Consider the following 23,555-nt stretch of genomic DNA (forward strand, 5'->3'; position numbering starts at 1 on the left):
GTGACCCTGAATATCCGCTTCGGAAGATTTGCCGGTGTGCATCATCGCGTTCTCGGCGTTGATGTCGGTGATCGGCAGCTTCATTACCGCAAACAGCTTCGCCGCCGCCGGGTTTTTCTGCGCCCAGGCTTTATTGGCGACAATATGCATGGTGTTCACCGGGAAGCCATAGTTAGCGCCGTTCGGCAGTTTAGTGTCGATGCCTTTTTGCTCGCCCGGCAGGGAAGAGAACGGCACCTGCAACCAGACTACGTCTTTACCCGGCTTGAGCACGTCGCTTACCCAGTATGGCGTCCAGGTGTAATAAAGCACCGGCTTGCCTTCTTTAAAGCGGGCGATGGTGTCCGCCATCATCGCGGCATAGTTGCCGTGGTTCACGGTCACGGTTTTCGCCAGATCGAACGCTTCGTTCTGGTGGTTAATTACCGCTTCGCAACCCCAGCCTGGCGTGCAGCCCATCATGTCCGCTTTGCCGTCGCCGTTGCTGTCAAACAGCTTCGCGATTTTCGGATCTTTAAGCTGCGCGATATTGGTAATGTGATACTGCTCAGCGGTTTTTTTGTCGATAAGGTAGCCCTGCGCCGCACCCGTCACATAGATGCCTTCGCGATAAAATTTATTATCGCCGCCTGCTGCGGCGTACATGTCATCGTGCAGCGGTTGCCAGTTCACGGCGGTAAAGGTCGCATCGCCGGAAGCAATAGAGGTATAACCCACGTTGTAATCCACTTCGCTTGGCTTGTTAACGGTGTAGCCGAGCTTCTCCAGCGCGCGGCTGACAATCAGCGTCTGGAATGTCTCTTCAGAAATGGTGCTCTGCACCGGTTGTACCGTCACGCCCTTACCCGGCAGGTCGGCGGCGAAAGCGGTAGTGCTAACGAGTGTGGCAAAGGCTGTGGCGAAAAGAACAGAATGTCGCATCGTTATTCCTTTTATCTTCAGGTGTGACGGCGGCATGGCCGCCTTAAGGAAAGGCGCCCGGCGAAACGCGCCGCCGGGCAAAAGCGTTAACGGATGAAGGGACGAGTCAGCAGGCCCAGCGGCCCGGTGGCGTACCAGCGGCGGTTGCCGCGGCTTCGCGCGTCGCGGCCCACCGCCTGGGTCAGGCGGTCAAGGATAATCGCGAGGATAACAATCCCCACGCCGCCCACGGTCGCAAGCCCCATGTCGAGACGGCCAATGCCGCGCAGCACCATCTGGCCGAGACCGCCCACGGCTATCATCGAGGCGATCACCACCATTGAGAGCGCCAGCATCAGCGTCTGGTTAATGCCTGCCATGATGGTCGGCATCGCCAGCGGCAGTTGCACTTTAAACAGCATCTGGCGCGGGCTTGAGCCAAAGGAGCGCGCCGCCTCGATCAAATCCGCCGGCACCTGGTTTATGCCGAGGACAGTCAGGCGCACCACCGGCGGCAGGGCGAAGATAATGGTCACCACTACGCCCGGCACGTTGCCGATGCCGAACAGCATGACGATGGGCACCAGGTAAACAAACGCGGGAGTGGTTTGCATGGCGTCCAGCAGCGGGCGAATAATCTTTGACGCGCGCGGACTGCGGGCAAGCCAGATGCCGAGCGGCAACCCTATCACCACGCAGAAGAGCAGGGCGGTTAGCACCAGCGCCAGCGTCACCATCGCCTGAGACCAGGCGCCGATGGTGCCGATAAGGACGAGGGAAACCAGCGTCGCTACCCCCATGCCGAAGCTTGAAATCTGCCAGGCCAGCAGCGCGAAAATAAGAATCGCTACCGGCGCGGGCATGCCCAGCAGCAACTGCTGGAAAGCGCTGAGGATATAATCCACCGGCACGCGAATGCCCTGAAACAGCGGACGGAAATGCAACACTACCCAGTCGATCCCCTGCGTCACCCAGCTGTCCAGCGGGATCAGCGTCTTATGGAACGGATCGAGAAGCGTGAAATGCTCCGGCTGCGGCGCAGGCGCGCTGGTAAGCCAGTCGGCGCTGCCGCCGTCGGGCGCGGGCGTCGGGCTGCCCCATGCGTCAGCGCCGTTGCTGGCCGCGGCGGTTTCAGTGGCGCTCGTGGCGCTGGTATCCCACGGATTGTTTTGATCAGCCATTGGTTGCCCCCTCGCGATCTAAAGCCTGCAACAGCATTCCTTTAGAGATAATGCCGATGTACTGCTGCTCTTCGCCGACTACCGGCACGGCGCAGGGCGCCATCCCGACCGGCGAGAGCAGTTCGCTAAGCGGCGTTTCAGCGTTAACCGCCGCCGGAGCTTCCAGCAGGGCGTTATCCAGCCCCTGGCCTGCCGCCAGCGCCGCTTTAAGGGAATCAATAGAAACCGTGCCGACAAATTTATTGCCGCGTTCGATCACGTAACCAAATTCCCGGTCCTCATCCTGCAATAATTTCATTGCCGAACGCGGCCCGAAACCGGGCGTTTTACGCAATAACCCTACAGGAGTACGACGGGCAATATCTTTGGCGCTGAAAACCTGGCTAATATCCACGCCGCGAAAGAAGGTGCGCACATAATCATTTGCCGGATTATTAAGTATTTCATCCGGCGTACCGACCTGCACCACTTCACCATTTTGCATAATGGCGATACGGTCGCCAATACGCATGGCTTCATCGAGATCGTGAGAAATAAATACAATGGTGCGCTGATGCTTCGCCTGTAATTTAATTAATTCGTCCTGCATTTCATTACGAATTAACGGGTCGAGGGCTGAGAATGCTTCATCCATTAATAAAATATCAGGATTAATAGCCAGCGCGCGGGCAAGACCAACGCGCTGGCGCATGCCGCCGGAAAGTTCATCGGGGTAAGCGTGCGCGTAATTTTCAAGGCCCACCTGACGCAGCGCGTCGAGCGCTTTTTCAAGACGCGCTTTCTGCGGCACGCCCGCCAGCTCCATGCCGAAAGCGGTATTGTCCACCACCGTCATGTGCGGCATCAGGGCAAAGGACTGAAAGACCATCGCAATCTTTTTCCTGCGCACCTCGCGAAGCTCGGCGTCTGAAACCGTGGCGATATCCACGCCATCAATCAGCACCTGCCCGCGGGTGGGTTCAATCAGGCGATTGAGAAGGCGAACCAGGGTGGATTTTCCGGAGCCGGATAATCCCATGATCACGAATATCTCGCCTTCTTCAATGGCCAGAGTGGCGTCTTTTACGCCAACCGACAGCCCGGTCTTTTCCAGAATTTCTGCTTTCGACAAACCTTTATCTATATATTTAAAGGCGCGATGTGGATTCTCTCCAAATATTTTATACAAATTTTTGATTTCTAATTTAATTGCCATGCAATATCAGCGTTCCTGTTATTTTATGCGCTAAATAATTCCTGATGGAAATAATGATCGGGCTATACCCTAGCATACTCAGATTCTGAGACAACCCTTAATGTCGAATGCTACCCGTCATTTGTTCGTCATAATCGGCTGAAGCCCCCATGATATAAGGGCTGAGCGCGAATGAAATTATCGGGAGGTTTTCTTCAGGCGCAGGGCGATTTAGCGGAAATTACCGTTGTTTATCGGGGTAATCAGAGGAAATAGTTGCCTGTAATAGCAATGAAATAATGGCGCCTAAAAAAGGTGAGGAAGGGAAAATAACCGGCACGAAAATAAGGCGATTATTGGCGTGCCGGGGAGAATTAAAAATCCCAGTCTTCGTCGACCGTTTCCACCGCTTTGCCCATAACATAAGACGAACCGGAGCCGGAGAAAAAGTCATGGTTTTCATCGGCATTAGGCGAAAGCGCGGCGAGGATTGCCGGGTTAACTTCCGCCATTTCCGCCGGGAATAACGCCTCGTAACCCAGGTTCATTAACGCCTTGTTAGCGTTGTAGCAGAGAAACGCGTTAACGTCGTCTGTCCAGCCGACATCGCCATACAGCGCTTCGGTGTAAGCCAGCTCGTTGTCATAGAGATCCATCAGCAAATCCAGCGCGAAGCTTTTCAGCTCCTCGCGGCGCGCGGCATCTGCTTTCGCAAGCCCCTGCTGGTATTTGTAGCCAATGTAATAACCGTGTACGGCTTCGTCGCGAATTATCAGGCGAATAAGATCGGCGGTATTGGTAAGCCGCCCGCGGCTCGACCAGTACATCGGCAGATAAAAGCCGGAGTAGAAAAGAAAAGATTCCAGAAAAACGCTGGCGATTTTTTTCTTTAGCGGGTCGTCGCGGCGGTAGTGCTCAAGGATAATCTGCGCCTTGCGCTGAAGCGGCGCGTTTTCTTCGCTCCAGGCGTAGGCGGCATCCACCGCTTTCGTCTGGCAGAGCGTGGAGAAAATCGAGCTGTAAGAGCGGGCATGCACCGCTTCCATAAAGCTGACGTTGGAAAGCACCGCCTCTTCGTGCGGCGTAACCGCATCTTCCATCAGCGCTGGCGCGCCGATGGTGTTCTGGATGGTGTCGAGCAGCGTCAGGCCGGTAAAGACGCGGATCGTCAACTGCTGTTCCTGCGGGGACAGGGTTTGCCACGCCGGAATGTCATTCGAGAGCGGCACTTTCTCCGGCAGCCAGAAGTTGCTGGTCAGACGGTTCCACACCTCTAAATCTTTCTCATCCTGGATTTTGTTCCAGTTAATCGCGGATATGCGGCTTAAACGGGTCATTTTACTTCCTCACAGGGCGCACGAAACGCAGCCTTCGATTTCGGTTCCTTCCAGCGCCAGCTGACGCAGACGAATGTAGTAGAGCGTCTTAATGCCTTTCTTCCAGGCGTAAATCTGCGCTCTGTTGATGTCGCGCGTGGTAGCGGTATCCGGGAAGAAAAGGGTAAGCGATAACCCCTGGTCGACATGGCGCGTCGCCTCGGCGTAGGTGTCGATGATCTTCTCAGGGCCGATTTCATAGGCGTCCTGATAGAGCGCCAGGTTTTCATTGGTCATAAAGGGCGCCGGGTAATAAACGCGCCCGGTTTTTCCCTCTTTACGAATTTCAATTTTCGAGACAATCGGGTGGATACTCGATGTCGCATGGTTGATGTAAGAGATAGATCCGGTAGGCGGCACCGCCTGTAGGTTCTGGTTGTAAAGGCCAAAGCGCATGACCGCTTCACGCAACTCGCGCCACATCGCCTGGGTGGGAATGACGATGCCCGCGCGGTCGAACAATGCCTGCACTTTGGGTGTTTTCGGCTGCCAGGTCTGCTCAAGGTATTTATCGAAATATTCGCCGCTGGCGTAGCGCGACTGCTCAAACCCGGCGAAGCGCTGTCCACGCTCGCGCGCCAGTTTCATCGAGGTGTTAAGCGCATGCCAGGTGATGGTGTAGAAATAGATATTAGTGAAGTCGAGCCCTTCCGGCGAGCCGTAGGGGATCCCTTCCCGCGCCAGGTAACCGTGCAGGTTCATCTGCCCAAGCCCGATGGCGTGTGACTGCGCGTTGCCCGCTTCAATCGACGGCACGCTGCGGATATGGCTCATGTCGGAAACCGCCGTCAGGGCGCGTACCGCCACCTCCACCGTGCGGCCAAAGTCCGGCGAATCCATGGTGTGAGCGATGTTCAGCGAGCCTAAGTTGCAGGAGATGTCTTTGCCCACCTGCGCATAGTCAAGATTTTCGTCATAGGTCGACGGGCTGTTGACTTGTAAAATTTCCGAGCACAGGTTGCTCATGTTGACCCGTCCGGCAATCGGGTTGGCGCGGTTAACCGTATCTTCAAACATGATGTACGGATAGCCGGACTCAAACTGAATTTCCGCCAGCGTCTGGAAGAAATCCCGGGCGTTAATGTACGTTTTGCGCACGCGCTCATCCGCGACCAGTTGTTCGTACATTTCCGTCACGGAGATATCGCCAAACGGCTTGCCGTACAGGCGTTCCACGTCATAAGGGGAGAAAAGCGCCATCTGCGCGTTGGTTTTGGCAAGCTGGAAGGTAATGTCCGGGATCACCACGCCAAGGGAGAGCGTCTTGATACGGATTTTCTCATCGGCGTTTTCGCGTTTGGTATCGAAAAAACGCAAAATATCCGGGTGGTGGGCGTTCAGGTAGACCGCCCCTGCGCCCTGACGCGCGCCGAGCTGATTCGCGTAAGAGAAGGCGTCTTCAAGCATTTTCATAACGGGAATGACGCCTGAAGACTGATTCTCGATGCGCTTAATGGGCGCGCCCGCTTCACGCAGGTTAGAGAGCGAAAAAGCCACGCCGCCGCCGCGTTTGGAGAGTTGCAGCGCCGAGTTCACCGCGCGCCCGATGGATTCCATATTGTCTTCAATACGCAACAGGAAGCAGGAGACCAGCTCGCCGCGCTGCATTTTTCCGCTGTTAAGGAAAGTTGGCGTCGCGGGCTGGAAGCGGCCGCTTACTATTTCCTGGAGCAGCTGGCTGGCAAGCGCTTCATCGCCCTGACCGAGGGTGAGCGCCACCATGCAGGCGCGATCTTCGAAATGCTCAAGATAGCGTTTGCCATCGAAGGTTTTCAGCGTGTAGCTGGTGTAAAACTTCCAGGCGCCGAGGAAGGTCTGAAACTGAAAGCCGCTGTCGTGGGCGCGCTCAAACAGCCTCTGTACGAAATCGGGGTTGTAGCGTTGCAGCACGCTGTTGTCGTAGTAGCCTTCGGCTACCAGGTAGTCGAGGCGCGCCTGGGGATGTGTAAAAGCCACGCTGTTTGGCAAGACATGCTGGGCCATGAACGCCGCTACCGCCTCTTTATCTTTCTTAAACTGAATGCGGCCTGCTTTATCGTAAAGATTCAGCATGGCGTTCAGCGCGTGATAATCCGGCGCGCTCTGCGCTACGCGGGTGATTTCTGTCGTTGCCAAAATTCGCTTACTCCCTTACGCACGTTATCGATATCGGCCTGCGTGCCCATCAGCTCAAAACGGTAGAGGTAAGGCACGTGACATTTTTGGGCGATGACATCCCCGGCGCGGCAGAAACCGTCGCCAAAGTTACGGTTGCCGGCGGCAATTACGCCTCGCAACAGCGAACGGTTATGTTCATCGTTAAGAAACTGAATCACCTGGCGCGGAACAGCGCCTGCCGTACCGCCGCCCCCGTAAGTGGGCACCACCAGGATATAAGGCTCGTCTACCTGCAACCGGCTGTGCATATCGAGCGGGATACGCTCAGCCGGCAACCCCAGGCGCGTGATAAAACGGTGTGTGTTTTCCGACGCGCTGGAGAAGTAGACCAGCGCGCTCATGCGCTGGCCGCAAGACCGCCGCCGGGGCGCAGGCGGTTGATCATGTCGGGGCGAAAGCCGCTCCAGCTGGTTTCATCTGTCACCACCACCGGCAACTGGCGAAAGCCCTGGGCGCGCAGCTCGTCTGCGGCGTGCGGCTGTTCGTCGATGTTGATCAGCTCAAAGCGCAAACCACGGCTTTCCATGGCCCTTTTAGTGGCGTGGCACTGTACACAGTCATTGCGGGTGTAAATGAGTATGCGCATGATTCGTATTTCCCTTATAAGTAGAATGCTGCCGCGCAGACGCGAGGAAGCAGGGGAGTCGTTGTTAAAGGAAATACTAGATATAGTTGCCATTACTTTCAACCGCGCAATATATGGGATTTTTCGATTGATGTAAGAGGGATGTCCAACGCAACGGCATACCGACCCCGGAGCGTGAAAGCCCGTCAAAAAAGGGCGCAGAGCGAGATAACGGAATCGTTAAGAAAGAAAATAAGAGGTTGGCAAGCAGGTCTGCATCCTGTAATGGTCTGCGATGGTTTATGAAAATAACAGAGGCGGACAGACCATGAAGCAGGAAAAGGACGCAGCCAGGCATGCGCTGCCGCGTTATCAACAGATTGCCCGCCAGCTTACGCAGGCTATCCTCAGCGGCGAGCTTTTGCCGGGCAGTCGGCTTCCTTCCAGCCGGACGATGGCGCTGGAGATGGGCGTTGCCCGCGCCACCATTGAAAACGCGTATGGTGATCTGGCGGCGCAAGGATGGCTGGAACGGCGCGGGCAGGCGGGGACCTTCGTCAGCCAGACGCTCTCGCCCGCGCAACCCGCATTCACCACAAGCGCGCCGCCTGCCGGCAACCGCGAGCCGTTGCCGTTTCAGATGGGCCTGCCCGCGCTCGACGCCTTCCCGCGCGCGCTCTGGTCGCGCCTGATGGGACGCCGATTGCGGCTGCAAACCCGCTTTGACCTGGCCGCGCCGCCGTGCGAGGGGGAAGCCGTGCTGCGTCAGGCCATTGTCGATTACCTGCGCTTTTCGCGCAGCATCGATTGCCAGCCGGAGCAGGTATTCATTACCGCAGGCTACAGCATGGCGATGACCCTTGCGCTGCGCGCGCTGGCCCAGCCGGGTGAGGGCATTTTCCTGGAAGATCCCGGCTTTCCGTTTATTCGTCCGGTGCTGGCGCAGGCGGGGCTGCGCTTCTGCCCGGTGGCGGTGGATAGCGAAGGCATGGATATTCGCCAGGGAAGTCAACGCTACCCGGACGCCCGGTTCGCGCTTATCACGCCAGCGCACCAGAGCCCGCTGGGCGTGGCGCTTTCGCTACCGCGCCGCCGCGAACTGCTCGACTGGGCGGCGCTTAACGATCGCTGGGTGATAGAAGACGATTACGACAGCGAATTCCGCTATCACGGCAAACCGTTGCCGCCGGTAAAAAGTCTCGATGCGCCGCAGCGTGTGATCTACGCAGGCACCTTCAGCAAATCGCTTTTTCCGGCGCTGCGCACCGCCTGGCTGGTGGCGCCGCCGCAGTGCGTGGCCGCGTTTCGCCAGGTGGCGCAACATCTGCCGTGTACGGTGCCGCCGCTTTATCAACACACCATTGCCGACTTTATCCGCGAGGGGCATTTCTGGCGGCACCTGAAGAAAATGCGCCACTGCTATGGGCAGCGTCGCCAGTGGCTGGAAAGCGCGCTGGCGGAGCAGGGCTTTGCGGTCACGCCGCAGCAGGGCGGCATTCAGCTTGTGGTGCCGGTAACCGGAAACGACAGCGAAATGGCGAGTAAAGCGGTGAAGGCAGGGCTTGCGGTACAGGCGATAAGCGACTGGCGCATGGCACACAAAGGAGAGAGCGGGTTGCTGATGAGCTTTACCAATATTGTCTCGCCGGAACAGGCGAGAAAGCAGGCCCGCGCGCTGCGCGAAGCCTTAAAATAACGCTCCCCGGCAAAACCGGGGAGGGAAATTTCTTAGCGACGGCAGGAAGAACCAGCCAGCAGAGCGCCAAGCACCAGACCGACGGTCGCGCCGATGCCGACGCTGCACCACGGTTTTTCACGCACGAACGTGTCGGCGCAGCCTACGGCGTCGCAGGCTGCCTGCGAAACGCGATTACGGCCTTGCATACGGGCGCGGGTTTCGCGCAGCAGCGACTCCGCTTTGCGACGGGCGTTGTCCGCTTCGTCTTTGGCATCGCTGCCCCAGGACTTCAGCACCTCTTCCAGCGAATCTGCCAGACGGCTCACATCGTCGTTAATTTCCTGTACGCCTTCGCGGGCATCATTACGGGTAAATTTATCAGCCATTGTGAATCCTCCCTTTTCAGTCATGTAGTTAACAGTGTAGACCACATTTTTGCCGCTTGAAGCCCGTCACGCCTTGTGCGGGCGTTTATGGACTTTTCCGAAAGCCCTGCTAATGCTGCTTATTGTAAGGTTGCGATGCAGTAAGAAAATGACGAGGAAAAGGTATGTATTTACGACCCGACGAGGTGGCGCGCGTTCTGGAAAAAGCTGGCTTTACGATGGATGTGGTGACGCCCAAAACCTACGGTTACCGCCGCGGTGAAAATTATGTCTATGTGAATCGCGAAGCGCGGATGGGCCGTACGGCGCTGATTATTCATCCGACGCTGAAAGAGCGCAGCTCATCGCTGGCAGAACCCGCTTCGGAAATGAAAACCTGCGATCACTACCAGCAGTTTCCTCTCTACCTGGGCGGCGAAGCGCAGGAACATTACGGGATCCCGCACGGTTTTAGTTCACGCATGGCGCTGGAGCGCTATCTCTCCGGCCTTTTTGGCGAGCCGCAATAAAAAACGCGACAGGCTTTACCCTGTCGCGCTTCTTTGACGCTTTACCCTTCAGGCATTTCTCACGCTTCGGCGCTCACTGGCGCGGCGCTCACCCGGAACAGGCGGCGGCAATATTCCAGAAAATAGCCATAAGCCGCGCCCATCAGCATTGATACCACCATATTTGAGCTAACCGCCGTGACGATTTGCTGCCCGTCAGCGCCGACGAAAAGCAATATCGCTGCGTAAACCGGCGACTGGAACGTGACATACGCCAGCATATCCGCAAGGCTTCTTACCGTTCGCGCCGGGCTCAGACGCTGCGCCTGGCGCAGGATCAGATCGCGATAAACCCCATAGGGAAAGGCGATAACGATATTCACCGGAATGGAAACCAGGCGCGAAGAGAGCGATTGCTGAAAACTCATCCCGGAGATAAAAATTTCAATCATCATCCCCACGACGAAGCAATACACTACCATGGCGACCGTGTCGGCAACGGCGTGACGCAGGCGAGAATGCGGCGAGAACATCTTTTATTACTCCTGAAAATCAATGGCGCAAAAATCCAGCCAGATGGCTGCTGGATAGTGTTATGCAAAGGTGGTTACGTATAACATCAGGTTATATGACTGCCTATTAACATACAATTAGCGATTTATTTTTATTTAAAGCCGTTTGGTTAACAAAATGCTCTTAACAAAGCATTTGGACAGGTTAGTCATGATTTTTAGTTGCTTTGTGCAATAAGTACTTTATAAACATTGGGTTAATTGCTCTTGTGGATATTATTCATTACGCAGAAAAGCACTGACCTTTTCTTTTACGGAGCAGAATGCGGTGAATGAAACGATTCAGGCCTACAGGCAATGATTAATCCTGATAAAGCACTTTTGTTAGTGTTTTATGCTGACAGAAGCGGTGAAGTTTTATTCATTTTATGGCTGTTTTTATGCAATGGGTGTAGAGGCAATCCCGTGCGCCGCAAGGCTTCATCTATTGATGCGCTTTATTTGATAAGCGGGCGGCAAAAAAGAGTTTAAGCAAACTAACCCCAACGCCAGTAACGCAGCGCTATGCTGGGCGCCATGTTAAGCGTTGAGGAAAAGACAATGTTAAAGAGTTACGCGCAGAGACTGGCGGCATTAGAAGAGGCGCTTATTGCGCTTTGCGGCGAAGGGGAGCCAGGAACACGCCTGCTGCGCTTCTGGCTGGTCTTTCTGACTGCGACGTCGGCCCGGCAGATCCCCCCGTCTTTACGCCAGATCTTTGTCGATATAAAAAGCCATTTTTGCGACGAGCAGCGCGGCGCTATTAACCAGTACAGTGAAGCGGCGCTGACGGAACTGCGTGGAAAAATCGTGATGCTCTACCGGGACTGGAGCGCTTACATGGCGCTGGCGCGCTGGCAGGCAAATGCAGAAGAGAAGCGGGAGCAGCTGGAATAAGAACCCCCTCTCTGGAGGGGGCTGGCTTTTAGCACACGCCGAAATCGCCGTCTTCTTTATAAAGCGCGATATCCGCCGCCTTCAGCGTAAATTTTTCGCCGTTTTCGTCATCGGCGCGCACGGCGACAACCTGGTCGCTGTGAACTTCCAGAACTTTGAGCTTTGGCCCGCCGAGACGCGGCTGCACCAGATCGCCTGGCTGAAACATATTTACCTCCTGAATTGTTGATGTTGTTCAATAACATTAGCGCAGGCGAATACGTGCCGACAAGCGGATCGGTAATGCTTTTGTTATTAATAAGATAACGAAATGTTTAAGTGGCCTGCATGTCAGGCGTTTCGTCGGTCTGCGTCGCGTCACGCGAACAGGCTGGCTGCGTCCTGATGCTTCCTCTGCCTGTGAACACAGCGGCCTGGCCAGATTTGTGCAGCGGAAACGCCAGTCGCTTGCGCTGAGCGTGGATAAACCCAGGCCGTGCGCGCGAAAGGGCCGCGAGGCGGGTTTTGCGCAGCGCCAGTGTGCCTGTTCTGGCGGGATAGCCTGGCCATGTAACACCCCCGGGTAAAGTAATAAGGAGCGCGATAACCGTATGCCGGTGGTTTTTTAATCCCGACCCGGGATAATCGCCTCGTTTATCCTCTGTATAGCCGCGTTAACAACCGTAAAGTCCTGTATGGCAGGTAGCGATTTGCCTCACAGCAGCTAAACTCAATAAAAATTGATGTTTTAACAAGAACCTGCAAAAGACAATACAGGAGTAACTATGGGATTCTGGAGAGTCATTTTTACTATTATTCTGCCGCCGCTGGGCGTACTGCTTGGTAAAGGTTTTGGCTGGGCGTTTATTCTGAATATCCTCCTGACGCTGCTGGGCTATATCCCGGGCCTTATTCACGCTTTCTGGGTGCAGACGCGCCACTAAGCCTGCCCGTAAGCCGCAGAAACAAGAAAGCCCGCATTAGCGGGCTTTTTTCATGGGCGCGGCAGACAGACCGCAGCATCTCTTAAGGTGCAATACGCAAAATTACAGCCATTGAAAACGCACTGAAAGGGTTAACAAGAGACCTGCGGCAGCCAGACAGTTAAGGATAATGACGGTTTTGCTGGAGACGTTCATTTTGCGGACCTTTAACAAATGAGCATGATTGTAAAAGTATGACGCAGCGTAGCGACAAAAAAGTTCAGCCAGTGACTACCACCAAAGGTAGTAGAAAGCGGTAAAGTTGCAAAAAAATGCGCAGGATAATTCATCGAGCCGCTGACGAACGGTAAAAGCCTTTTATTAACAGGAAGTTAAACGCCTTTTACTTTTGCCCGTTTCTCTCTCTGCCTCCTTCCTCAGTGATGGCGATCACAGATGTACTATGCTGAAAAGCAGCACCGTTTCACTGTCTTTCCCTTGCCTGAAGGACAACGGATTATTTTTGTTATCAAGGAACCGGCACTACGTGAAAAACAAGACTTATCGCTCTCCGGCCAGAGAAGAAGGCTACGCCGAACTGGGTGATTACGCCGCCATTGGTGAAGGCCGCTCGGTTGCTTTGATAGTGCCTGATGGATCCATCGACTGGTGGTGCGTGCCCAACCTGGATTCTCCGCCACTGTTTGACCGCATCCTCGACGCCGGGCTGGGCGGCTTTTTTAAGCTTGCACCGGAAGAGGAGTGGGAGATGTCACGCAGTTACCGTGACGACAGCAATGTGCTGGAGACGCGTTATAAAACCGCTTCCGGCGAAGTATTAATTACCGAGTCTGTGAACAGCACCTTTGCCGGGCGCCTGCCCTGGAGCGAACTGGCGCGCCGGGTGGAAGGGATAAAAGGCGAAGTGCGGCTGCGCCTGGAGCTGAAGCTTGGCACCCAGGCGGAAAAGCTCTCGCCGTGGCTTGACCGGGTGCAGGATAAGCCCGTGTTTCATGTGGCCGCCCTGATGGTCATGCCGCGCTTCTCCGATGAGATTGTTATCGATCGCAGCGATGACGAAGGTCTGGTGGCGACACTGACTACGTCGCCCGGCTCCCGCGCTATCGTCGGGCTGGTGGCGACCGAGAAAGAGCCGCTGGCGGTGCCGCCGGTGGATAAAATCGACCAGCGTATTGAAACCAGCCACGCCGCCTGGTGCGACTGGGTCAACAACCTCACCTGGGAAGGGCCGTTCCCGAAACACGTTAAGCGCTCGGCGCTGGCGCTGAAGTTTCTCTGGTACGCGCCGACCGGGGCGCTGGCGGCTTCCGCCACCAGTTCGCTGCCGGAAGGCCTCGGCAATGAAAAAAATTATGATTACCGCTACGCCTGGGTACGCGACGCCTGCCTGATTATTAAATCGTTCGTGTACCTGGGAGCGCTGGAAGATTGTAAGGCGGCGTTCTCCTGGCTCACTTCCACCATTATGCGTCACGACGGCGAGCTGCGCGCCTGCTATACGCTACAGGGCGACTGGGTGCCCGAAGAACATTATCCGGAGCTGGAAGGCTACCGGGGCACAAAACCGGTGCGGGTGGGCAACAACGCCCGCACGCAGCAGCAGCTCAGCATGTATGGCGATTTGCTGGCCACCGCGCGGCTCTTTATTGATGTCGGGCATGTGCTGGATCTGGCGACTTCACGCCTGCTGGGACATCTGGCGAACCGCTGCGCAGACTCCTGGCGCCAGCGCGATTCCGGCATCTGGGAACTGCCCGAAGAGCAACATTATACCCATTCGAAAATGGCCTGCTGGCTGGCGCTGGACCAGGCGGTAGCGCTGGCGGAAGGCGGCCATATCGAGCCGACATGGAAAGGGCGCTGGGCGCGCGAGCGCGAGCGCATCCGCGACTGGGTGGAAGAGCATTGCTGGAGCGAATCCCGCCAGGCTTACACCTTTTACCCGGGCAGCGACCGCCTGGATGCCGCCATCACTCTCACGCACTATTACGGCAGCAAGGTTAACCGCAAGCGTATGCTGGCCACGCTGGAAGCGATTTACCAGGAGCTTGGTCACAACAGCCCGATGCTTTATCGCTATTCCGGCGTCGAGGTGGAAGAGAGTACGTTTGTCGCCTGCGCCTTCTGGCGCATCGAGGCGCTGGCGGAGCTGAAAAAAACCGCCCAGGCGCAGAAAGATCTGGAGGAGATCCTGGATACCCTCTGCAACACCGGGAATATTCAGATCTTCAATGAGATGTACGATACGCGAACGCAGAGCTGGCGCGGCAATATGCCGCTCGGACTGAGCCATCTGGCGTTTGTCTGTGCGGCTAACGCCCTTTCAGAGAATAATCCCGGCCACCGGGTATAAAAAAAGAGGCCCTGTGGGCCTCTTTTCGTTGCGGGGGATCAGGTGCCGATAATGCCGCCGTCGGCTTTGGTGATAACCACCGTAGAAGAGCGCGGGCGTCCTGCTTTGTCGCCATCCGGCCACGTTGAAACCGCGGTCGGGTTCGCCGGGTCGGTAAGGTCATCGCCGCCTTCGCCCGGGTGCTGAATATTGATAAACAGCGTGCGGTTATCCGGCGTGAAGGCGATGCCGGTAATTTCGCAGCCGCGCGGACCGGTCAGGAAGCGACGATATTCATTGCTGCCAGGGATCGTCGCCACCATCTGGTTGTTGCCCATTCCTTCGTACGCTTTTTTGTTGATGGTGCTGGAGGAGACATCAGTCTGGATCCAGAGCACGCCGCGCGGATCGAAAGAAAGGCCGTCCGGGCTGCCGAACGCGGCGCCTTTCATTGAGCCTTTCGCTTTTTCGTCGTCGCCATCGGTGCGGCCCGCCATAACCAGAATATCCCACTTAAAGCGCGGGGAGGCCGGGTCGCTGTTCTCTTCCACCCAGTGCATGATATGGCCGAAAACGTTATTGGCGCGCGGGTTGGCGGCATCCACCGGCGCTTTGCCTTCTTTGCCGCGGTCGCTGTTGTTGGTCAGCGTACAGTAGACGCTGCCGGCAGCGTGCGGGTCTACGGCAATCCACTCCGGGCGGTCCATTTTCGTTGCGCCGACAACATCCGCGGCCATGCGGGTTTTAATCAGCAGATCGCCCTGGTTTGCAAAGCCGTTGCTGCTGTCGAGGCCGTTCTGGCCGTGCACCAGCGGCAGCCATTCGCCGCTGCCGTCTTCGTTGAATTTCGCCACGTATAGCGTGCCGGATTCCAGCAGCGACAGGTTCGCCTCGCGGTTCGCCGGGTCATATTTTTTATCTGAGACAAACTTATAGATGTATTCGAATTTCTGGTCGTCACCCATGTAGACGACCACGCGGTTATCCGGCGCGAGGGTTACTGCGGCGCCTTCATGCTTGATGCGCCCCAGCGCAGTGTGTTTGCGCGGCGTGGAAGTCGGGTTATACGGGTCAATCTCCACCACCCAACCGAAGCGGTTTGGCTCGTTCGGGGTTTTATCAACGCTGAAGCGCTCGTCCACTTCATTCCAGCGGTACGAGTCGTCGCTGTCGCTGATGCCGTAGCGTTTTTCCAGGGCGTTCATCTCGCCCTTTTTCACAAAAATATCGGACCAGTTTTCTTCGCAGGTGAGGTAAGTGCCCCACGGCGTATGGCCGTTCGCACAGTTCTGCATGGTGCCCAGCACCACTTCGCCTTTGCTGTCGGCGGCGGTTTTCATCAGGTCATTGTGGCGGGCCGGGCCGCTGAGCTGCATCGGCGTATTAACGGTAATGCGGCGGGCGAAAGAAGAAGGGCGCACCACTTCCCACTGTTGGCCGTTTTTCTTCACTTCAATGACTGATACACCCATGGCGTTCTGGCCTTTGCGCGCTTTATCGGCGCTCCAGTTCGCCACGCCGTCTTTAAATAGCATGCCGTTGTCGATGTATTCATGGTTCATCGCCAGCAGTCCGTGCTCTGCGCTTTCGCCGCCCTGCGGCAGGCTGAACCACGCCATGCCGTCATGATGCATGCCTGCCTGCGCGGCCTGCTCGTCGGTGGTATTGCTGCCATCTTTTTTAAATTCCGGCAGATTGCCCTTTAGCCCCACCGCGTCACCCCAGCGGTAGAACGGGCGGGCGACATACCCCTGCGGCACAATCACCGTATCTTCAGTCGAAACCGGGATGCTGGTAAAACCCAGCGATACCGCTTTGGCGATTTTTGACGGGCTGGCGCCAGCGGCGGCCAGTGCGTTTTCAGACTTCAGTAATAAAGGAAAAGAGACAGCGGCGCCTGCCACCACCCCCAACTGCAAAAAGCGGCGGCGGGAAAGAAAGGCATCGGCAACCTCGGAAAAGACCGGGTTGCTGCTGCGGTTGCTGATTTCTTCACTGTGTTCTTTTTTGATTAATGGTCTGCTCATAGTGGCTTCCTGTCATGTGCTGCCAGAGGGGCGGTCGAACAACGCAAGCCAGTGTAGGGATGGATTGTTACACTTTTATAACAATTACCCCGCAAAACGGAACCGGGAGAAACGACACAAAAAAATCAGCGGGTTACTTGTTGCCGTCTCTCGCTTTAAACTTTGCTTTTTGCAACCGGACAAAAGCGCTATGCCCGTTATCATTACCCACGCCACGCAGGATGAAATGGTGAGCATGTATCATCGTATCCCCGAGTTCTCTCAGCCGCTGGATAAAGCAGCGCTGCGCCAGCGCACAGGGGCTGCTGTTTCCTGCGCGCTGATGGCTTACGTAGCCGGAGAAGCGGCCGGTTTTAAGCTTGGTTATGCGCTGGATGAAGATAATTTCTACAGCTGGCTCGGCGGCGTGCTGCCGGAATATCGCAGGGAGGGCGTCGCACAGGCGTTGCTGGATGCGCAGGAAATTTGGGCGACCGAAAATGGCTATAAAAGCATAACGGTTAAAACGCGTAATAGCTTTCCAGGCATGCTGATAATGCTGGTTAAAAACGGCTACCAGCTCGTTGAGCTTGAAAAGAAAGGCGAGGTGAGTGATTACCGGCTGATGCTGAGGAAGCCTCTTAAGCGGTAAGAAGGGCGTTTTGCTCAACCCTCCACGTTGCCTTTTTACGAGGGTAATGAAGCTTACCTGGCCAGACCGCCGGCCCGCGCCATTGCTGGCGGCTTGTGGGAAAACCTGAACTGAAAAGATTGAAAAGAATTTCATTATTTTTCAGTAAAAAGGATCTGCGGAGTATCTAAAGTATATCGCAACTCACAGATAAAAAAGGGAAAAATAATTTTTTATGTGTGCTTTGTGGATCTAAGGCGGGAATGCTGATGTTTACGTAAAAAGCCCGTATTACCAGAAATGGCGCGGGCTGTGCGTAGATTTACCTAATCTGAAAAACTGAAATCGGTTAAACACGATTATGCCGTTGCTTCCGCAATTCGGTGCGCTTATTTTGCCACCCAGCCCGTTACCAAAAACCGCATTACCTGATTGTGAAGGAGGGAAGGGGGACCACAAGGGGACACTGACTGCTGTCAATAAAAAAGCCGCTTCGTTACTGAAAAGATTGAAAGAACCGTCATTCTTAAGCTAAAGGCTTGTGGTTACTAAGATAATTATGTTTTGATTAGATTTTCTACACCGCCTATTTCATCAGATGGATTGTATGGACGCAAAATTAATCGCTTTAGGCATTGTTGACGGTCTGGCCTCGATCCCTGAGGGGTTATATCTATCCGCTGTCAGGATGTATGAAAGTACTGGCCTTATCGATCGCCAACTAAGAGCGCGTAACGAATTAGAGAATGAGCGTTTTTTCCGGGTGCTTAAAACTTAGCTACTAATGAAGGGCCGATCAGGCAGCTTGTTACAACGGTTATTAATGATTTTTATAATAAGCTGGATGAAAAAAGTAAAAGCGCAATTAATAACAAGTTGAATTATTCGGATGCGAAGCTGGGAAGTCGTGTAGGTGTACAGGCAGCTATTACTAAAGTGATAGCAGACAAGATAATCCGCCGCGTGAAAATGAGTAAAGTTATGAGCCGTGTAACGCGCGTCGCTTCAGCGGTAACTTTCAACATTGTCATGATTCAGGGAATGATAGAAGAAGCAGCCAGGGCATCCAGACGGATGAAAGCCAGGTATCCCCAAACTTATTTTAAAGTGTCACCATGAATTTAGATATGGTCTATTTTCTTGCTGAAAGAGAGCAGGAGCCATACCTGATGTACATTAATAGCCACCCGATACAATGCAAAGGTATTGAAAATGAAATCTGCAAAATCCTCGCTCGCTAAATTTTGCAAATTCATAGGGGTTCAGTCCGCAAACATGATTGAAGCCCTGTTCACTAGCCTTTGTTCGTTTGCTGCGCTTGGTAGCCTCTTCATTCTGGATGGATGGGGAATGAAGCTAGCCGGGTTCGTCGGCTTTCTTGTGCTTGCGTATGTGGTTGCCTGGGTCATGGATATAGTGAAAGGCGAAGCTTAGAAACTAACGACCCGAAGAACCAACAGAAAGGTTACGTGAAAACGTAACCTTTTTTGTTTGTATCAACTGCATGGCAGGCATCGCCCCGTGGTATTCACAGAGCATGAAAATTTTGCCAGCTGGACGCTAAATGGACACCGGGCAACAAAAAGGGGCTACGCTTTCGCGTAACCCCTTGTTTTATTTGGCTGGTGGAGTCTGAATTGGTGCTGTAATTAGTTGAATTATATGATCTAAATTCTAATTCAACTTTGTGATGGTGCCTAATATGGTGCCTAAAAATATTTTTACCTTTTTTACCCAGTAAAGAGATGGGGTGTGGGAAGAAAACTGATACTACTTAAGTTCTCATTTCCCTCATAGCCCGTCTGGCTTTTAGAATGTCTACAGCAGTAATAAAAGGCGACTGTTCTTGCCAGCTAAACCCCTTACGATCGATGCGAACCAGTTCGTATTTTTCCACCAGAAAATTAACGGCATCGGCTAAAGAGATACCGGCATCGATATGTTCCTTAATCACAGTTTCATCACTGAATGGCGTGTCGTTCAGTGTCAGGCCATAGTGCTGATCCAGCAGGCGTGAAAGAAGCATTTGCCATACGATCACTGGTGACAGGCATGGTTTAGCCGCCCACAAAGTCGTTGCAGGTAGAGTTTTCATGTTTGCTCTCGTGAAATTAGTTATCGTTGAGTAGGATAAACGGTGATGTATATGTAGCCGCAACTGCCAAGGGTGTCGGCTTCGCAGGTGAAACCATTGTGGTACAGGGTGACGCAGTGGGCATGGCGGGGATTCAGTTCATCGGTGGTCAGCATCGACTCCATCTGGCTGATAAAGTGCGGGAATGTTTCATCCAGCTTACGGCATTCGACGTCACTGAATTTACCAGTGATGCTGGCCCGGTCAGCCAGATAATGCAGCCGGTTCCCCTCCTGCACCAGACGGGCTCCCAGGCGTGGCGTGATATCCCGCTGCAGCCCCCATGTGATGTTGCTCATTTATAACCTCCTTTATTGTCAGTTCAGGGTAATACTCATCAGGCAGGTATAAGGCCCTTTGCAGTCCTGGCGGCGTTCGGCGTATACCGCCAGGACTCCAGTGATATCCGGAACGTCCCTGCCGGTGTAATGACAGACGCTGGCCATGCCACAGGTATTTGCCGGTGCAGTAGCGAAAGATTCGGGACTCAGGATGCTGGCGGTATATCGTCATTGCCCGGCGTTTACTGATAATTTCCATGTAATACCTCACAGCAGACCGTGTTCTGCGAACGAATAGATTTGCCTGCCGCCGACAATCAGATGGTCAGGGACACGGATATCTACCAACTGAAGTACCTGAACCAGTCGCTGCGTGAGGGTTTTGTCAGCCTGGCTGGGCGTCGTCTCTCCGGAAGGATGGTTATGCGCCAGTATCACTGCTGCTGCATTGAAGTACAGAGCACGTTTGACCACTTCCCGGGGATGGACCTCTGTGCGGTTAATCGTGCCGCTAAAGAGCGTCTCATGGGCGATAAGCTGGTTCTGGTTATCCAGATACAACACCCGGAACTCTTCCCGCTCAAGCGCGGCCATATGCAGTCGCAGCCATTCACGGACAGCATGTGTGGAGGTGAACGCCACCCCGGGCTCATGCAGATGTCTGTCCAGAACCCTGAGTGCCCGCTGGATGAGACGCCGGTCCTGTGGCGTTATCTCGCCGGGTAAAAAGGAAAGCTGTTTCATTCGTTGTTCCTCTGGTCAGTCAATGATGCGCAAAATGGCGTGGGCTTCTGGATGCTGCAGGGCGTAGTCCCGCAGACGGTAATAGTGCGCGGTCATTGCGTCACACTCTGTACGGCAGGCATGGTGGCTGTATTCAATCAGGCAGACAGCGATACCTGCGGCTTCCGCGCTCATTTGCGCACCATTGCCGTTCATGCTGTTGAACAGATGCCATTTATCACCACCGTCAGCATCAGGGGCCATAAACGCGCCGCCATTGCTGAGTGTGTAAAAGGACCAGATACCACTGCTGTACTCATCACAAAAGCGCTCCATCCAGGCGAAAATACGGGGTTCCAGCGTTATCCATTGCGGGATAGCGCTAAAGTACAGCGGCCAGAAATCGAGACGCTGTTCTTCGGGTACCAGCGTGGCACTGAGGGTGAACTGCGGTTCGTTAGCGGGAACTAACTCGTACTGTGTCTGTGTTGTCATAGGGTTTCTCCGTCAATAAAAAACGCCAACGGCGATGGCTGGCGTATGAGATGGGGTAATCAGGGTCTGAAATGTATGCCGGTAAATGACTGCAGTCAGTCGGTGGATAATGCTCTGCAAATGCCATCCTGCCCTATATACCGGTTGAGGGCCGTACCGGCATCCGGTTCAAAGTTCCACGCCCGCCAGACCATCCGGCCTTCGGGGTCGCGAACTATCAGACGGAAGTGACTGCCCTGGTCGTCTTCAATGGCGATGTTGTGATACCGGCGGGTAACAGCTTCGGCCTGCTGGCGAGTGAATGAACCCGACGGCAGTAATTGAGATTCAGGCATTCGGTGTACCTAAAAAGCAAAAGCCCCTGACGCAGACGCGTCAGGGGCTGTGGGAGTATGCAGGTGTGGGGGGATTGTCAGTAACCGGTTTGTACCTTATACAGCCGCAGGGTTTTACTGCCCCGGACAATCTTCACATACAGAGCATTATCTTTCGGGCCACGCACAAACCCGGCCTGCACATCGCCCTTACAGTCACCACCATCGTAAGGAATATTGACGCCGGTCTGGCGCACCAGGTCGATAACCCCGAAGCTTAAATCTTCACAGGCCGGGCCCGGCAGGTCCTGAATCAGGGCAAATTTATGGTCGTCGCTGACACCGGTCAGTGAGCACATGGACGTATTGATGTCGTTTCCCTGGCACCAGTACTCCTGGCCGGGATTGTCTTTATCCATCAGACTTGCCGGAAGCTGAGCGGCACCAGCACTGAATGCGGCAAGTGACAGAATAAGGGCGGGTACAGCAGAGGTTAATATTTTCAGCATGGTCTTCGTCCTGAATTAATCCAGCCCGCAGTTGGGCAAAATAAGAGTGGTTGATATCGGGTGTTATCAGAAACGCCGGTAGCGAAACAGCTCTTTGCCCTGGTACAACGCCACCAGGTCGTCATATTCCGGCTTCTTCTGGTTGGGCTTAAAGGTCACTACCGTGCCCGGACGGCACAGGTCTTTTACGGTGAGACCGAATTTCTTGTCCGGAGTAATGGTGAATCCCTTCGACACATCGTTGCGCATGATAGTTATCCAGCCCCACAGGCCACCTTCGCAGTCCTTAAAGGGTGCTGAACGAACTGTTACCATCCCACCCAGGCGGTCAACAGACATGGCTTCACATTTTCCGGTAACCTGACGATGCGCATCACACCAGAAAATATTCCCGTTGTTGTCATTGACGACAGCAGGCAGCGTCCGGTTATAAGGCTGGGCCTGAACTCCTATACAGAGCAGAAGGCTGCCGGTAATGCCCAGTATTTTAATCAGTGTTTTCATTACGTTGGTCCTTAACAGAGAAAATATCAGGGAGCGGTGATTCAGGCCCAGACGGTCAGGCCCAGCATCACCAGCCATACCCAGAAGTAAGCCGGTTTCTGACCGAGAGTTTTCGCCCGCCGCCACAAATAGAACGGCACCAGCCAGGCCAGTTTGCCGAACGTGGTGGTATCCACTCCGGCCTTACGCAGACGTCGTTCATCGAGATATCCCAGAGCGATATTGAGCAGCAGCGTGATAAACCAGTACCGTCCGCCCGAGACGGCCTCATATGCCTCGTCAAAAGACATTCCGTTCAGCCCTGCCGTCCACAACTCCAGCGCATAGCCAATAAAAGGCGCAAATGCCAGTGTCCATACCACTCCGCCTGGAATGCGGTGCCCCGGCAGCGCTGGTGGTGTGGTGCTGTGGAGCAGCGCCGAAGCCAGCGGGGTGGTGGAGACCGGTTGCCAATCCGTCATACCCTGTCGCCATACCAGCGTGGTTGCCGTCAGTTCACCGCGCATAATCAGGCCAGTGATGTCGTCTTCGGTCACATTGTCGTGACGTATGCCATTTTTCTCGTAATGCCAGGTCATTGTTTTTCCTTCTTAACAGAGGTAATTAAATCAGTGTGTTGCCCTGCTCCTCCTCAGAGGGCCCAGGAGACAGGACTTCGCGAATACAGCTGAAGTGCGGAAGAGCCCGGATAAAGCCCGCCTGTGTGGTTAACTGGCTGAGACGTTTTCGCGGGGTAAAAGTGGTGTTCAGGACTGTCACCGCATGGATGGTCGCCAGAGGGTGCACGGTGATATGCCCGTTAAGTTCACCGGTGAGGTACCAGCAGCCGTCGAATGAAATCAGTCGGTACGGGGCCAGCCCGTCACAGCGTTCTCCCTCGGCCAGCAGCAGTACCCGCTGGCATGCGGTAATGGCACTGACGAGGCGGTAAAACACCAGCGAGCTGGCCGGTGACACTGACTGTGGGGGTTGCCACACCAGGCAGGGCATCCCCCCTGCAGTGAGCAGCATGCCCGCCAGACGCCGGTCCAGCCCCGGAAAAATATCGGCCAGTCCTGCCCGGTGAGCAAAGGTCAGTGCATCCAGCTCGCCCTGTACGCCTCCACCGGTACTGCGCAGGCGGCACTGCCCCCGTCGATACTCAAGGTCGAGGTACATCAGCCGTTCGCGAAAATCCCGTCGCAGGGTACGGACTGACACATCAAACTCCGCAGCCAGCCGCCCCATGTTCAGCGTTTCACCTGCAACCAGGCGGCTGATTATCAGTGACAGCCTGACAGCCAGCCGGTCATGACGGCGCTCTGCCTGTGTCATCTTAAATCTCCGTAATAGTTAACTAACTGAATATGA

At 54.8% G+C, this 23,555-nt stretch carries 28 protein-coding genes and 1 pseudogene; 7 read left to right on the forward strand and 22 right to left on the reverse strand.

Features of this window, described 5'->3' with window-relative positions:
* The 7 genes from proX to nrdH all read right to left on the reverse strand — a co-directional run.
* Positions 1 to 921, reverse strand: a 921-nt coding sequence (gene proX / locus DW56_RS07655) for a glycine betaine/L-proline ABC transporter substrate-binding protein ProX (protein ID WP_035889700.1), incomplete at its 3' end; no start/stop codon positions are given.
* An 86-nt stretch (positions 922 to 1,007) separates the two neighbouring features.
* Complete coding sequence (gene proW / locus DW56_RS07660; protein WP_024554853.1) at positions 1,008 to 2,081, reverse strand: glycine betaine/L-proline ABC transporter permease ProW; 1,074 nt, start codon at positions 2,079 to 2,081, stop codon at positions 1,008 to 1,010.
* On the reverse strand, positions 2,074 to 3,276 hold the full coding sequence (proV, locus tag DW56_RS07665) for a glycine betaine/L-proline ABC transporter ATP-binding protein ProV (RefSeq protein ID WP_024554852.1): 1,203 nt from the start codon (positions 3,274 to 3,276) through the stop codon (positions 2,074 to 2,076). The genes proW and proV overlap by 8 nt, the downstream gene beginning before the upstream one ends.
* A gap of 353 nt (positions 3,277 to 3,629) precedes the next feature.
* Positions 3,630 to 4,592, reverse strand: coding sequence for a class 1b ribonucleoside-diphosphate reductase subunit beta (gene nrdF / locus DW56_RS07670; RefSeq protein ID WP_024554851.1), 963 nt, complete (start codon positions 4,590 to 4,592; stop codon positions 3,630 to 3,632).
* Between the two features lie 9 nt (positions 4,593 to 4,601).
* Positions 4,602 to 6,746, reverse strand: a complete 2,145-nt coding sequence (nrdE, locus tag DW56_RS07675; protein WP_024554850.1) for a class 1b ribonucleoside-diphosphate reductase subunit alpha — start codon at positions 6,744 to 6,746, stop codon at positions 4,602 to 4,604.
* On the reverse strand, positions 6,719 to 7,129 hold the full coding sequence (gene nrdI / locus DW56_RS07680) for a class Ib ribonucleoside-diphosphate reductase assembly flavoprotein NrdI (protein ID WP_024554849.1): 411 nt from the start codon (positions 7,127 to 7,129) through the stop codon (positions 6,719 to 6,721). Before nrdI ends, nrdE begins: the two co-directional genes overlap by 28 nt.
* Entirely contained in the window at positions 7,126 to 7,374 is a 249-nt protein-coding gene (nrdH, locus tag DW56_RS07685) for a glutaredoxin-like protein NrdH (RefSeq protein ID WP_024554848.1), read from the reverse strand. Before nrdH ends, nrdI begins: the two co-directional genes overlap by 4 nt.
* Before the next feature lie 307 nt (positions 7,375 to 7,681).
* Here nrdH and pdxR point away from each other — a divergent pair, with 307 nt between their 5' ends.
* A complete protein-coding gene (gene pdxR, locus DW56_RS07690) occupies positions 7,682 to 9,049 on the forward strand; it encodes a MocR-like pyridoxine biosynthesis transcription factor PdxR (protein WP_035889704.1) in 1,368 nt (455 codons plus the stop codon).
* 32 nt (positions 9,050 to 9,081) lie between these two features.
* On the opposite strand, the gene DW56_RS07695 is transcribed toward pdxR, so the two are convergent.
* A complete protein-coding gene (locus DW56_RS07695) occupies positions 9,082 to 9,417 on the reverse strand; it encodes a DUF883 family protein (protein WP_024554846.1) in 336 nt (111 codons plus the stop codon).
* Positions 9,418 to 9,581: 164 nt separating this feature from the next.
* Here DW56_RS07695 and DW56_RS07700 point away from each other — a divergent pair, with 164 nt between their 5' ends.
* Positions 9,582 to 9,926 (forward strand): DUF2002 family protein, encoded by a 345-nt coding sequence (locus DW56_RS07700; protein WP_024554845.1) that lies wholly within the window; start codon positions 9,582 to 9,584, stop codon positions 9,924 to 9,926.
* Between the two features lie 59 nt (positions 9,927 to 9,985).
* On the opposite strand, the gene DW56_RS07705 is transcribed toward DW56_RS07700, so the two are convergent.
* Positions 9,986 to 10,438 carry an L-alanine exporter AlaE gene (locus DW56_RS07705; RefSeq protein WP_024554844.1) on the reverse strand — a complete coding sequence of 151 codons (453 nt, stop codon included), beginning with the start codon at positions 10,436 to 10,438 and terminating at the stop codon, positions 9,986 to 9,988.
* Positions 10,439 to 11,017: 579 nt separating this feature from the next.
* Here DW56_RS07705 and DW56_RS07710 point away from each other — a divergent pair.
* Positions 11,018 to 11,353, forward strand: a complete 336-nt coding sequence (locus DW56_RS07710) for a hypothetical protein (protein WP_035892454.1) — start codon at positions 11,018 to 11,020, stop codon at positions 11,351 to 11,353.
* 28 nt (positions 11,354 to 11,381) lie between these two features.
* Here DW56_RS07710 and DW56_RS07715 read toward each other — a convergent pair whose 3' ends face one another.
* Positions 11,382 to 11,561: a hypothetical protein gene (locus tag DW56_RS07715; RefSeq protein WP_024554842.1), complete on the reverse strand. Its 180-nt coding sequence runs from the start codon at positions 11,559 to 11,561 to the stop codon at positions 11,382 to 11,384.
* Between the two features lie 556 nt (positions 11,562 to 12,117).
* Between DW56_RS07715 and DW56_RS21465 the strand changes: the two genes are divergently transcribed.
* Positions 12,118 to 12,276 carry a YqaE/Pmp3 family membrane protein gene (locus DW56_RS21465; RefSeq protein ID WP_035889683.1) on the forward strand — a complete coding sequence of 53 codons (159 nt, stop codon included), beginning with the start codon at positions 12,118 to 12,120 and terminating at the stop codon, positions 12,274 to 12,276.
* Between the two features lie 102 nt (positions 12,277 to 12,378).
* Here the strand turns inward: DW56_RS21465 and yncL are convergent, their stop codons facing one another.
* Complete coding sequence (yncL, locus tag DW56_RS21470; RefSeq protein WP_071789825.1) at positions 12,379 to 12,471, reverse strand: stress response membrane protein YncL; 93 nt, start codon at positions 12,469 to 12,471, stop codon at positions 12,379 to 12,381.
* Positions 12,472 to 12,802: 331 nt separating this feature from the next.
* Between yncL and DW56_RS07720 the strand changes: the two genes are divergently transcribed.
* Positions 12,803 to 14,629, forward strand: coding sequence for a glycoside hydrolase family 15 protein (locus DW56_RS07720; protein ID WP_024554841.1), 1,827 nt, complete (start codon positions 12,803 to 12,805; stop codon positions 14,627 to 14,629).
* Between the two features lie 38 nt (positions 14,630 to 14,667).
* On the opposite strand, the gene DW56_RS07725 is transcribed toward DW56_RS07720, so the two are convergent.
* Positions 14,668 to 16,635 carry a PhoX family protein gene (locus tag DW56_RS07725; RefSeq protein WP_029589753.1) on the reverse strand — a complete coding sequence of 656 codons (1,968 nt, stop codon included), beginning with the start codon at positions 16,633 to 16,635 and terminating at the stop codon, positions 14,668 to 14,670.
* Positions 16,636 to 16,825: 190 nt separating this feature from the next.
* Here DW56_RS07725 and DW56_RS07730 point away from each other — a divergent pair, with 190 nt between their 5' ends.
* Complete coding sequence (locus DW56_RS07730; protein WP_024554505.1) at positions 16,826 to 17,266, forward strand: GNAT family N-acetyltransferase; 441 nt, start codon at positions 16,826 to 16,828, stop codon at positions 17,264 to 17,266.
* Positions 17,267 to 18,457: 1,191 nt separating this feature from the next.
* Positions 18,458 to 18,679, forward strand: coding sequence for a hypothetical protein (locus tag DW56_RS07735; protein WP_024554504.1), 222 nt, complete (start codon positions 18,458 to 18,460; stop codon positions 18,677 to 18,679).
* A gap of 340 nt (positions 18,680 to 19,019) precedes the next feature.
* Here DW56_RS07735 and DW56_RS07740 read toward each other — a convergent pair whose 3' ends face one another.
* The 10 genes and pseudogenes from DW56_RS07740 to DW56_RS07780 all read right to left on the reverse strand — a co-directional run bounded on the left by DW56_RS07740 (position 19,020) and on the right by DW56_RS07780 (position 23,519).
* Entirely contained in the window at positions 19,020 to 19,340 is a 321-nt protein-coding gene (locus DW56_RS07740) for a TA system toxin CbtA family protein (protein ID WP_021520983.1), read from the reverse strand.
* Between the two features lie 20 nt (positions 19,341 to 19,360).
* On the reverse strand, positions 19,361 to 19,678 hold the full coding sequence (locus DW56_RS07745; RefSeq protein ID WP_001683206.1) for a type IV toxin-antitoxin system YeeU family antitoxin: 318 nt from the start codon (positions 19,676 to 19,678) through the stop codon (positions 19,361 to 19,363).
* A gap of 18 nt (positions 19,679 to 19,696) precedes the next feature.
* Positions 19,697 to 19,919 (reverse strand): annotated as a pseudogene (locus DW56_RS21475) (DUF987 domain-containing protein).
* Positions 19,920 to 19,927: 8 nt separating this feature from the next.
* Complete coding sequence (locus DW56_RS07750; RefSeq protein WP_024554503.1) at positions 19,928 to 20,404, reverse strand: JAB domain-containing protein; 477 nt, start codon at positions 20,402 to 20,404, stop codon at positions 19,928 to 19,930.
* Positions 20,405 to 20,419: 15 nt separating this feature from the next.
* Positions 20,420 to 20,878, reverse strand: coding sequence for an antirestriction protein (locus DW56_RS07755; RefSeq protein ID WP_024554502.1), 459 nt, complete (start codon positions 20,876 to 20,878; stop codon positions 20,420 to 20,422).
* 95 nt (positions 20,879 to 20,973) lie between these two features.
* Positions 20,974 to 21,213, reverse strand: a complete 240-nt coding sequence (locus DW56_RS07760; RefSeq protein ID WP_024554501.1) for a DUF905 domain-containing protein — start codon at positions 21,211 to 21,213, stop codon at positions 20,974 to 20,976.
* A 77-nt stretch (positions 21,214 to 21,290) separates the two neighbouring features.
* A complete protein-coding gene (locus DW56_RS07765; RefSeq protein ID WP_024554500.1) occupies positions 21,291 to 21,701 on the reverse strand; it encodes a hypothetical protein in 411 nt (136 codons plus the stop codon).
* A gap of 66 nt (positions 21,702 to 21,767) precedes the next feature.
* Entirely contained in the window at positions 21,768 to 22,205 is a 438-nt protein-coding gene (locus DW56_RS07770; protein WP_024554499.1) for a hypothetical protein, read from the reverse strand.
* A gap of 41 nt (positions 22,206 to 22,246) precedes the next feature.
* Positions 22,247 to 22,783 (reverse strand): DUF4339 domain-containing protein, encoded by a 537-nt coding sequence (locus tag DW56_RS07775; RefSeq protein WP_024554498.1) that lies wholly within the window; start codon positions 22,781 to 22,783, stop codon positions 22,247 to 22,249.
* Between the two features lie 25 nt (positions 22,784 to 22,808).
* Positions 22,809 to 23,519 carry a DeoR family transcriptional regulator gene (locus tag DW56_RS07780; RefSeq protein ID WP_024554497.1) on the reverse strand — a complete coding sequence of 237 codons (711 nt, stop codon included), beginning with the start codon at positions 23,517 to 23,519 and terminating at the stop codon, positions 22,809 to 22,811.
* Between the last annotated feature and the right edge of the window lie 36 nt (positions 23,520 to 23,555).

The organism is Franconibacter helveticus LMG 23732 (assembly GCF_000463115.2).
Classification (GTDB): Bacteria; Pseudomonadota; Gammaproteobacteria; order Enterobacterales; family Enterobacteriaceae; genus Franconibacter; species Franconibacter helveticus.

What these genes read in the sequence shown, in the direction of transcription:
- DW56_RS07730 (WP_024554505.1), top strand. Translation starts at nt 16,826, where the DNA reads ATGCCCGTTATCATTACCCACGCCACGCAGGATGAAATGGTGAGCATG.
- DW56_RS07710 (WP_035892454.1), top strand. Translation starts at nt 11,018, where the DNA reads ATGTTAAAGAGTTACGCGCAGAGACTGGCGGCATTAGAAGAGGCGCTT.
- proW (WP_024554853.1), bottom strand. Translation starts at nt 2,081, where the DNA reads ATGGCTGATCAAAACAATCCGTGGGATACCAGCGCCACGAGCGCCACT.
- DW56_RS07775 (WP_024554498.1), bottom strand. Translation starts at nt 22,783, where the DNA reads ATGACCTGGCATTACGAGAAAAATGGCATACGTCACGACAATGTGACC.
- pdxR (WP_035889704.1), top strand. Translation starts at nt 7,682, where the DNA reads ATGAAGCAGGAAAAGGACGCAGCCAGGCATGCGCTGCCGCGTTATCAA.
- DW56_RS07695 (WP_024554846.1), bottom strand. Translation starts at nt 9,417, where the DNA reads ATGGCTGATAAATTTACCCGTAATGATGCCCGCGAAGGCGTACAGGAA.
- DW56_RS07760 (WP_024554501.1), bottom strand. Translation starts at nt 21,213, where the DNA reads ATGCCTGAATCTCAATTACTGCCGTCGGGTTCATTCACTCGCCAGCAG.
- nrdF (WP_024554851.1), bottom strand. Translation starts at nt 4,592, where the DNA reads ATGACCCGTTTAAGCCGCATATCCGCGATTAACTGGAACAAAATCCAG.
- DW56_RS07755 (WP_024554502.1), bottom strand. Translation starts at nt 20,878, where the DNA reads ATGACAACACAGACACAGTACGAGTTAGTTCCCGCTAACGAACCGCAG.
- DW56_RS07770 (WP_024554499.1), bottom strand. Translation starts at nt 22,205, where the DNA reads ATGAAAACACTGATTAAAATACTGGGCATTACCGGCAGCCTTCTGCTC.
- DW56_RS21465 (WP_035889683.1), top strand. Translation starts at nt 12,118, where the DNA reads ATGGGATTCTGGAGAGTCATTTTTACTATTATTCTGCCGCCGCTGGGC.
- DW56_RS07765 (WP_024554500.1), bottom strand. Translation starts at nt 21,701, where the DNA reads ATGCTGAAAATATTAACCTCTGCTGTACCCGCCCTTATTCTGTCACTT.
- proV (WP_024554852.1), bottom strand. Translation starts at nt 3,276, where the DNA reads ATGGCAATTAAATTAGAAATCAAAAATTTGTATAAAATATTTGGAGAG.
- DW56_RS07735 (WP_024554504.1), top strand. Translation starts at nt 18,458, where the DNA reads ATGAAATCTGCAAAATCCTCGCTCGCTAAATTTTGCAAATTCATAGGG.
- DW56_RS07705 (WP_024554844.1), bottom strand. Translation starts at nt 10,438, where the DNA reads ATGTTCTCGCCGCATTCTCGCCTGCGTCACGCCGTTGCCGACACGGTC.
- DW56_RS07750 (WP_024554503.1), bottom strand. Translation starts at nt 20,404, where the DNA reads ATGAAACAGCTTTCCTTTTTACCCGGCGAGATAACGCCACAGGACCGG.
- DW56_RS07745 (WP_001683206.1), bottom strand. Translation starts at nt 19,678, where the DNA reads ATGAGCAACATCACATGGGGGCTGCAGCGGGATATCACGCCACGCCTG.
- yncL (WP_071789825.1), bottom strand. Translation starts at nt 12,471, where the DNA reads ATGAACGTCTCCAGCAAAACCGTCATTATCCTTAACTGTCTGGCTGCC.
- DW56_RS07715 (WP_024554842.1), bottom strand. Translation starts at nt 11,561, where the DNA reads ATGTTTCAGCCAGGCGATCTGGTGCAGCCGCGTCTCGGCGGGCCAAAG.
- DW56_RS07725 (WP_029589753.1), bottom strand. Translation starts at nt 16,635, where the DNA reads ATGAGCAGACCATTAATCAAAAAAGAACACAGTGAAGAAATCAGCAAC.
- DW56_RS07740 (WP_021520983.1), bottom strand. Translation starts at nt 19,340, where the DNA reads ATGAAAACTCTACCTGCAACGACTTTGTGGGCGGCTAAACCATGCCTG.
- DW56_RS07780 (WP_024554497.1), bottom strand. Translation starts at nt 23,519, where the DNA reads ATGACACAGGCAGAGCGCCGTCATGACCGGCTGGCTGTCAGGCTGTCA.
- nrdI (WP_024554849.1), bottom strand. Translation starts at nt 7,129, where the DNA reads ATGAGCGCGCTGGTCTACTTCTCCAGCGCGTCGGAAAACACACACCGT.
- DW56_RS07700 (WP_024554845.1), top strand. Translation starts at nt 9,582, where the DNA reads ATGTATTTACGACCCGACGAGGTGGCGCGCGTTCTGGAAAAAGCTGGC.
- nrdH (WP_024554848.1), bottom strand. Translation starts at nt 7,374, where the DNA reads ATGCGCATACTCATTTACACCCGCAATGACTGTGTACAGTGCCACGCC.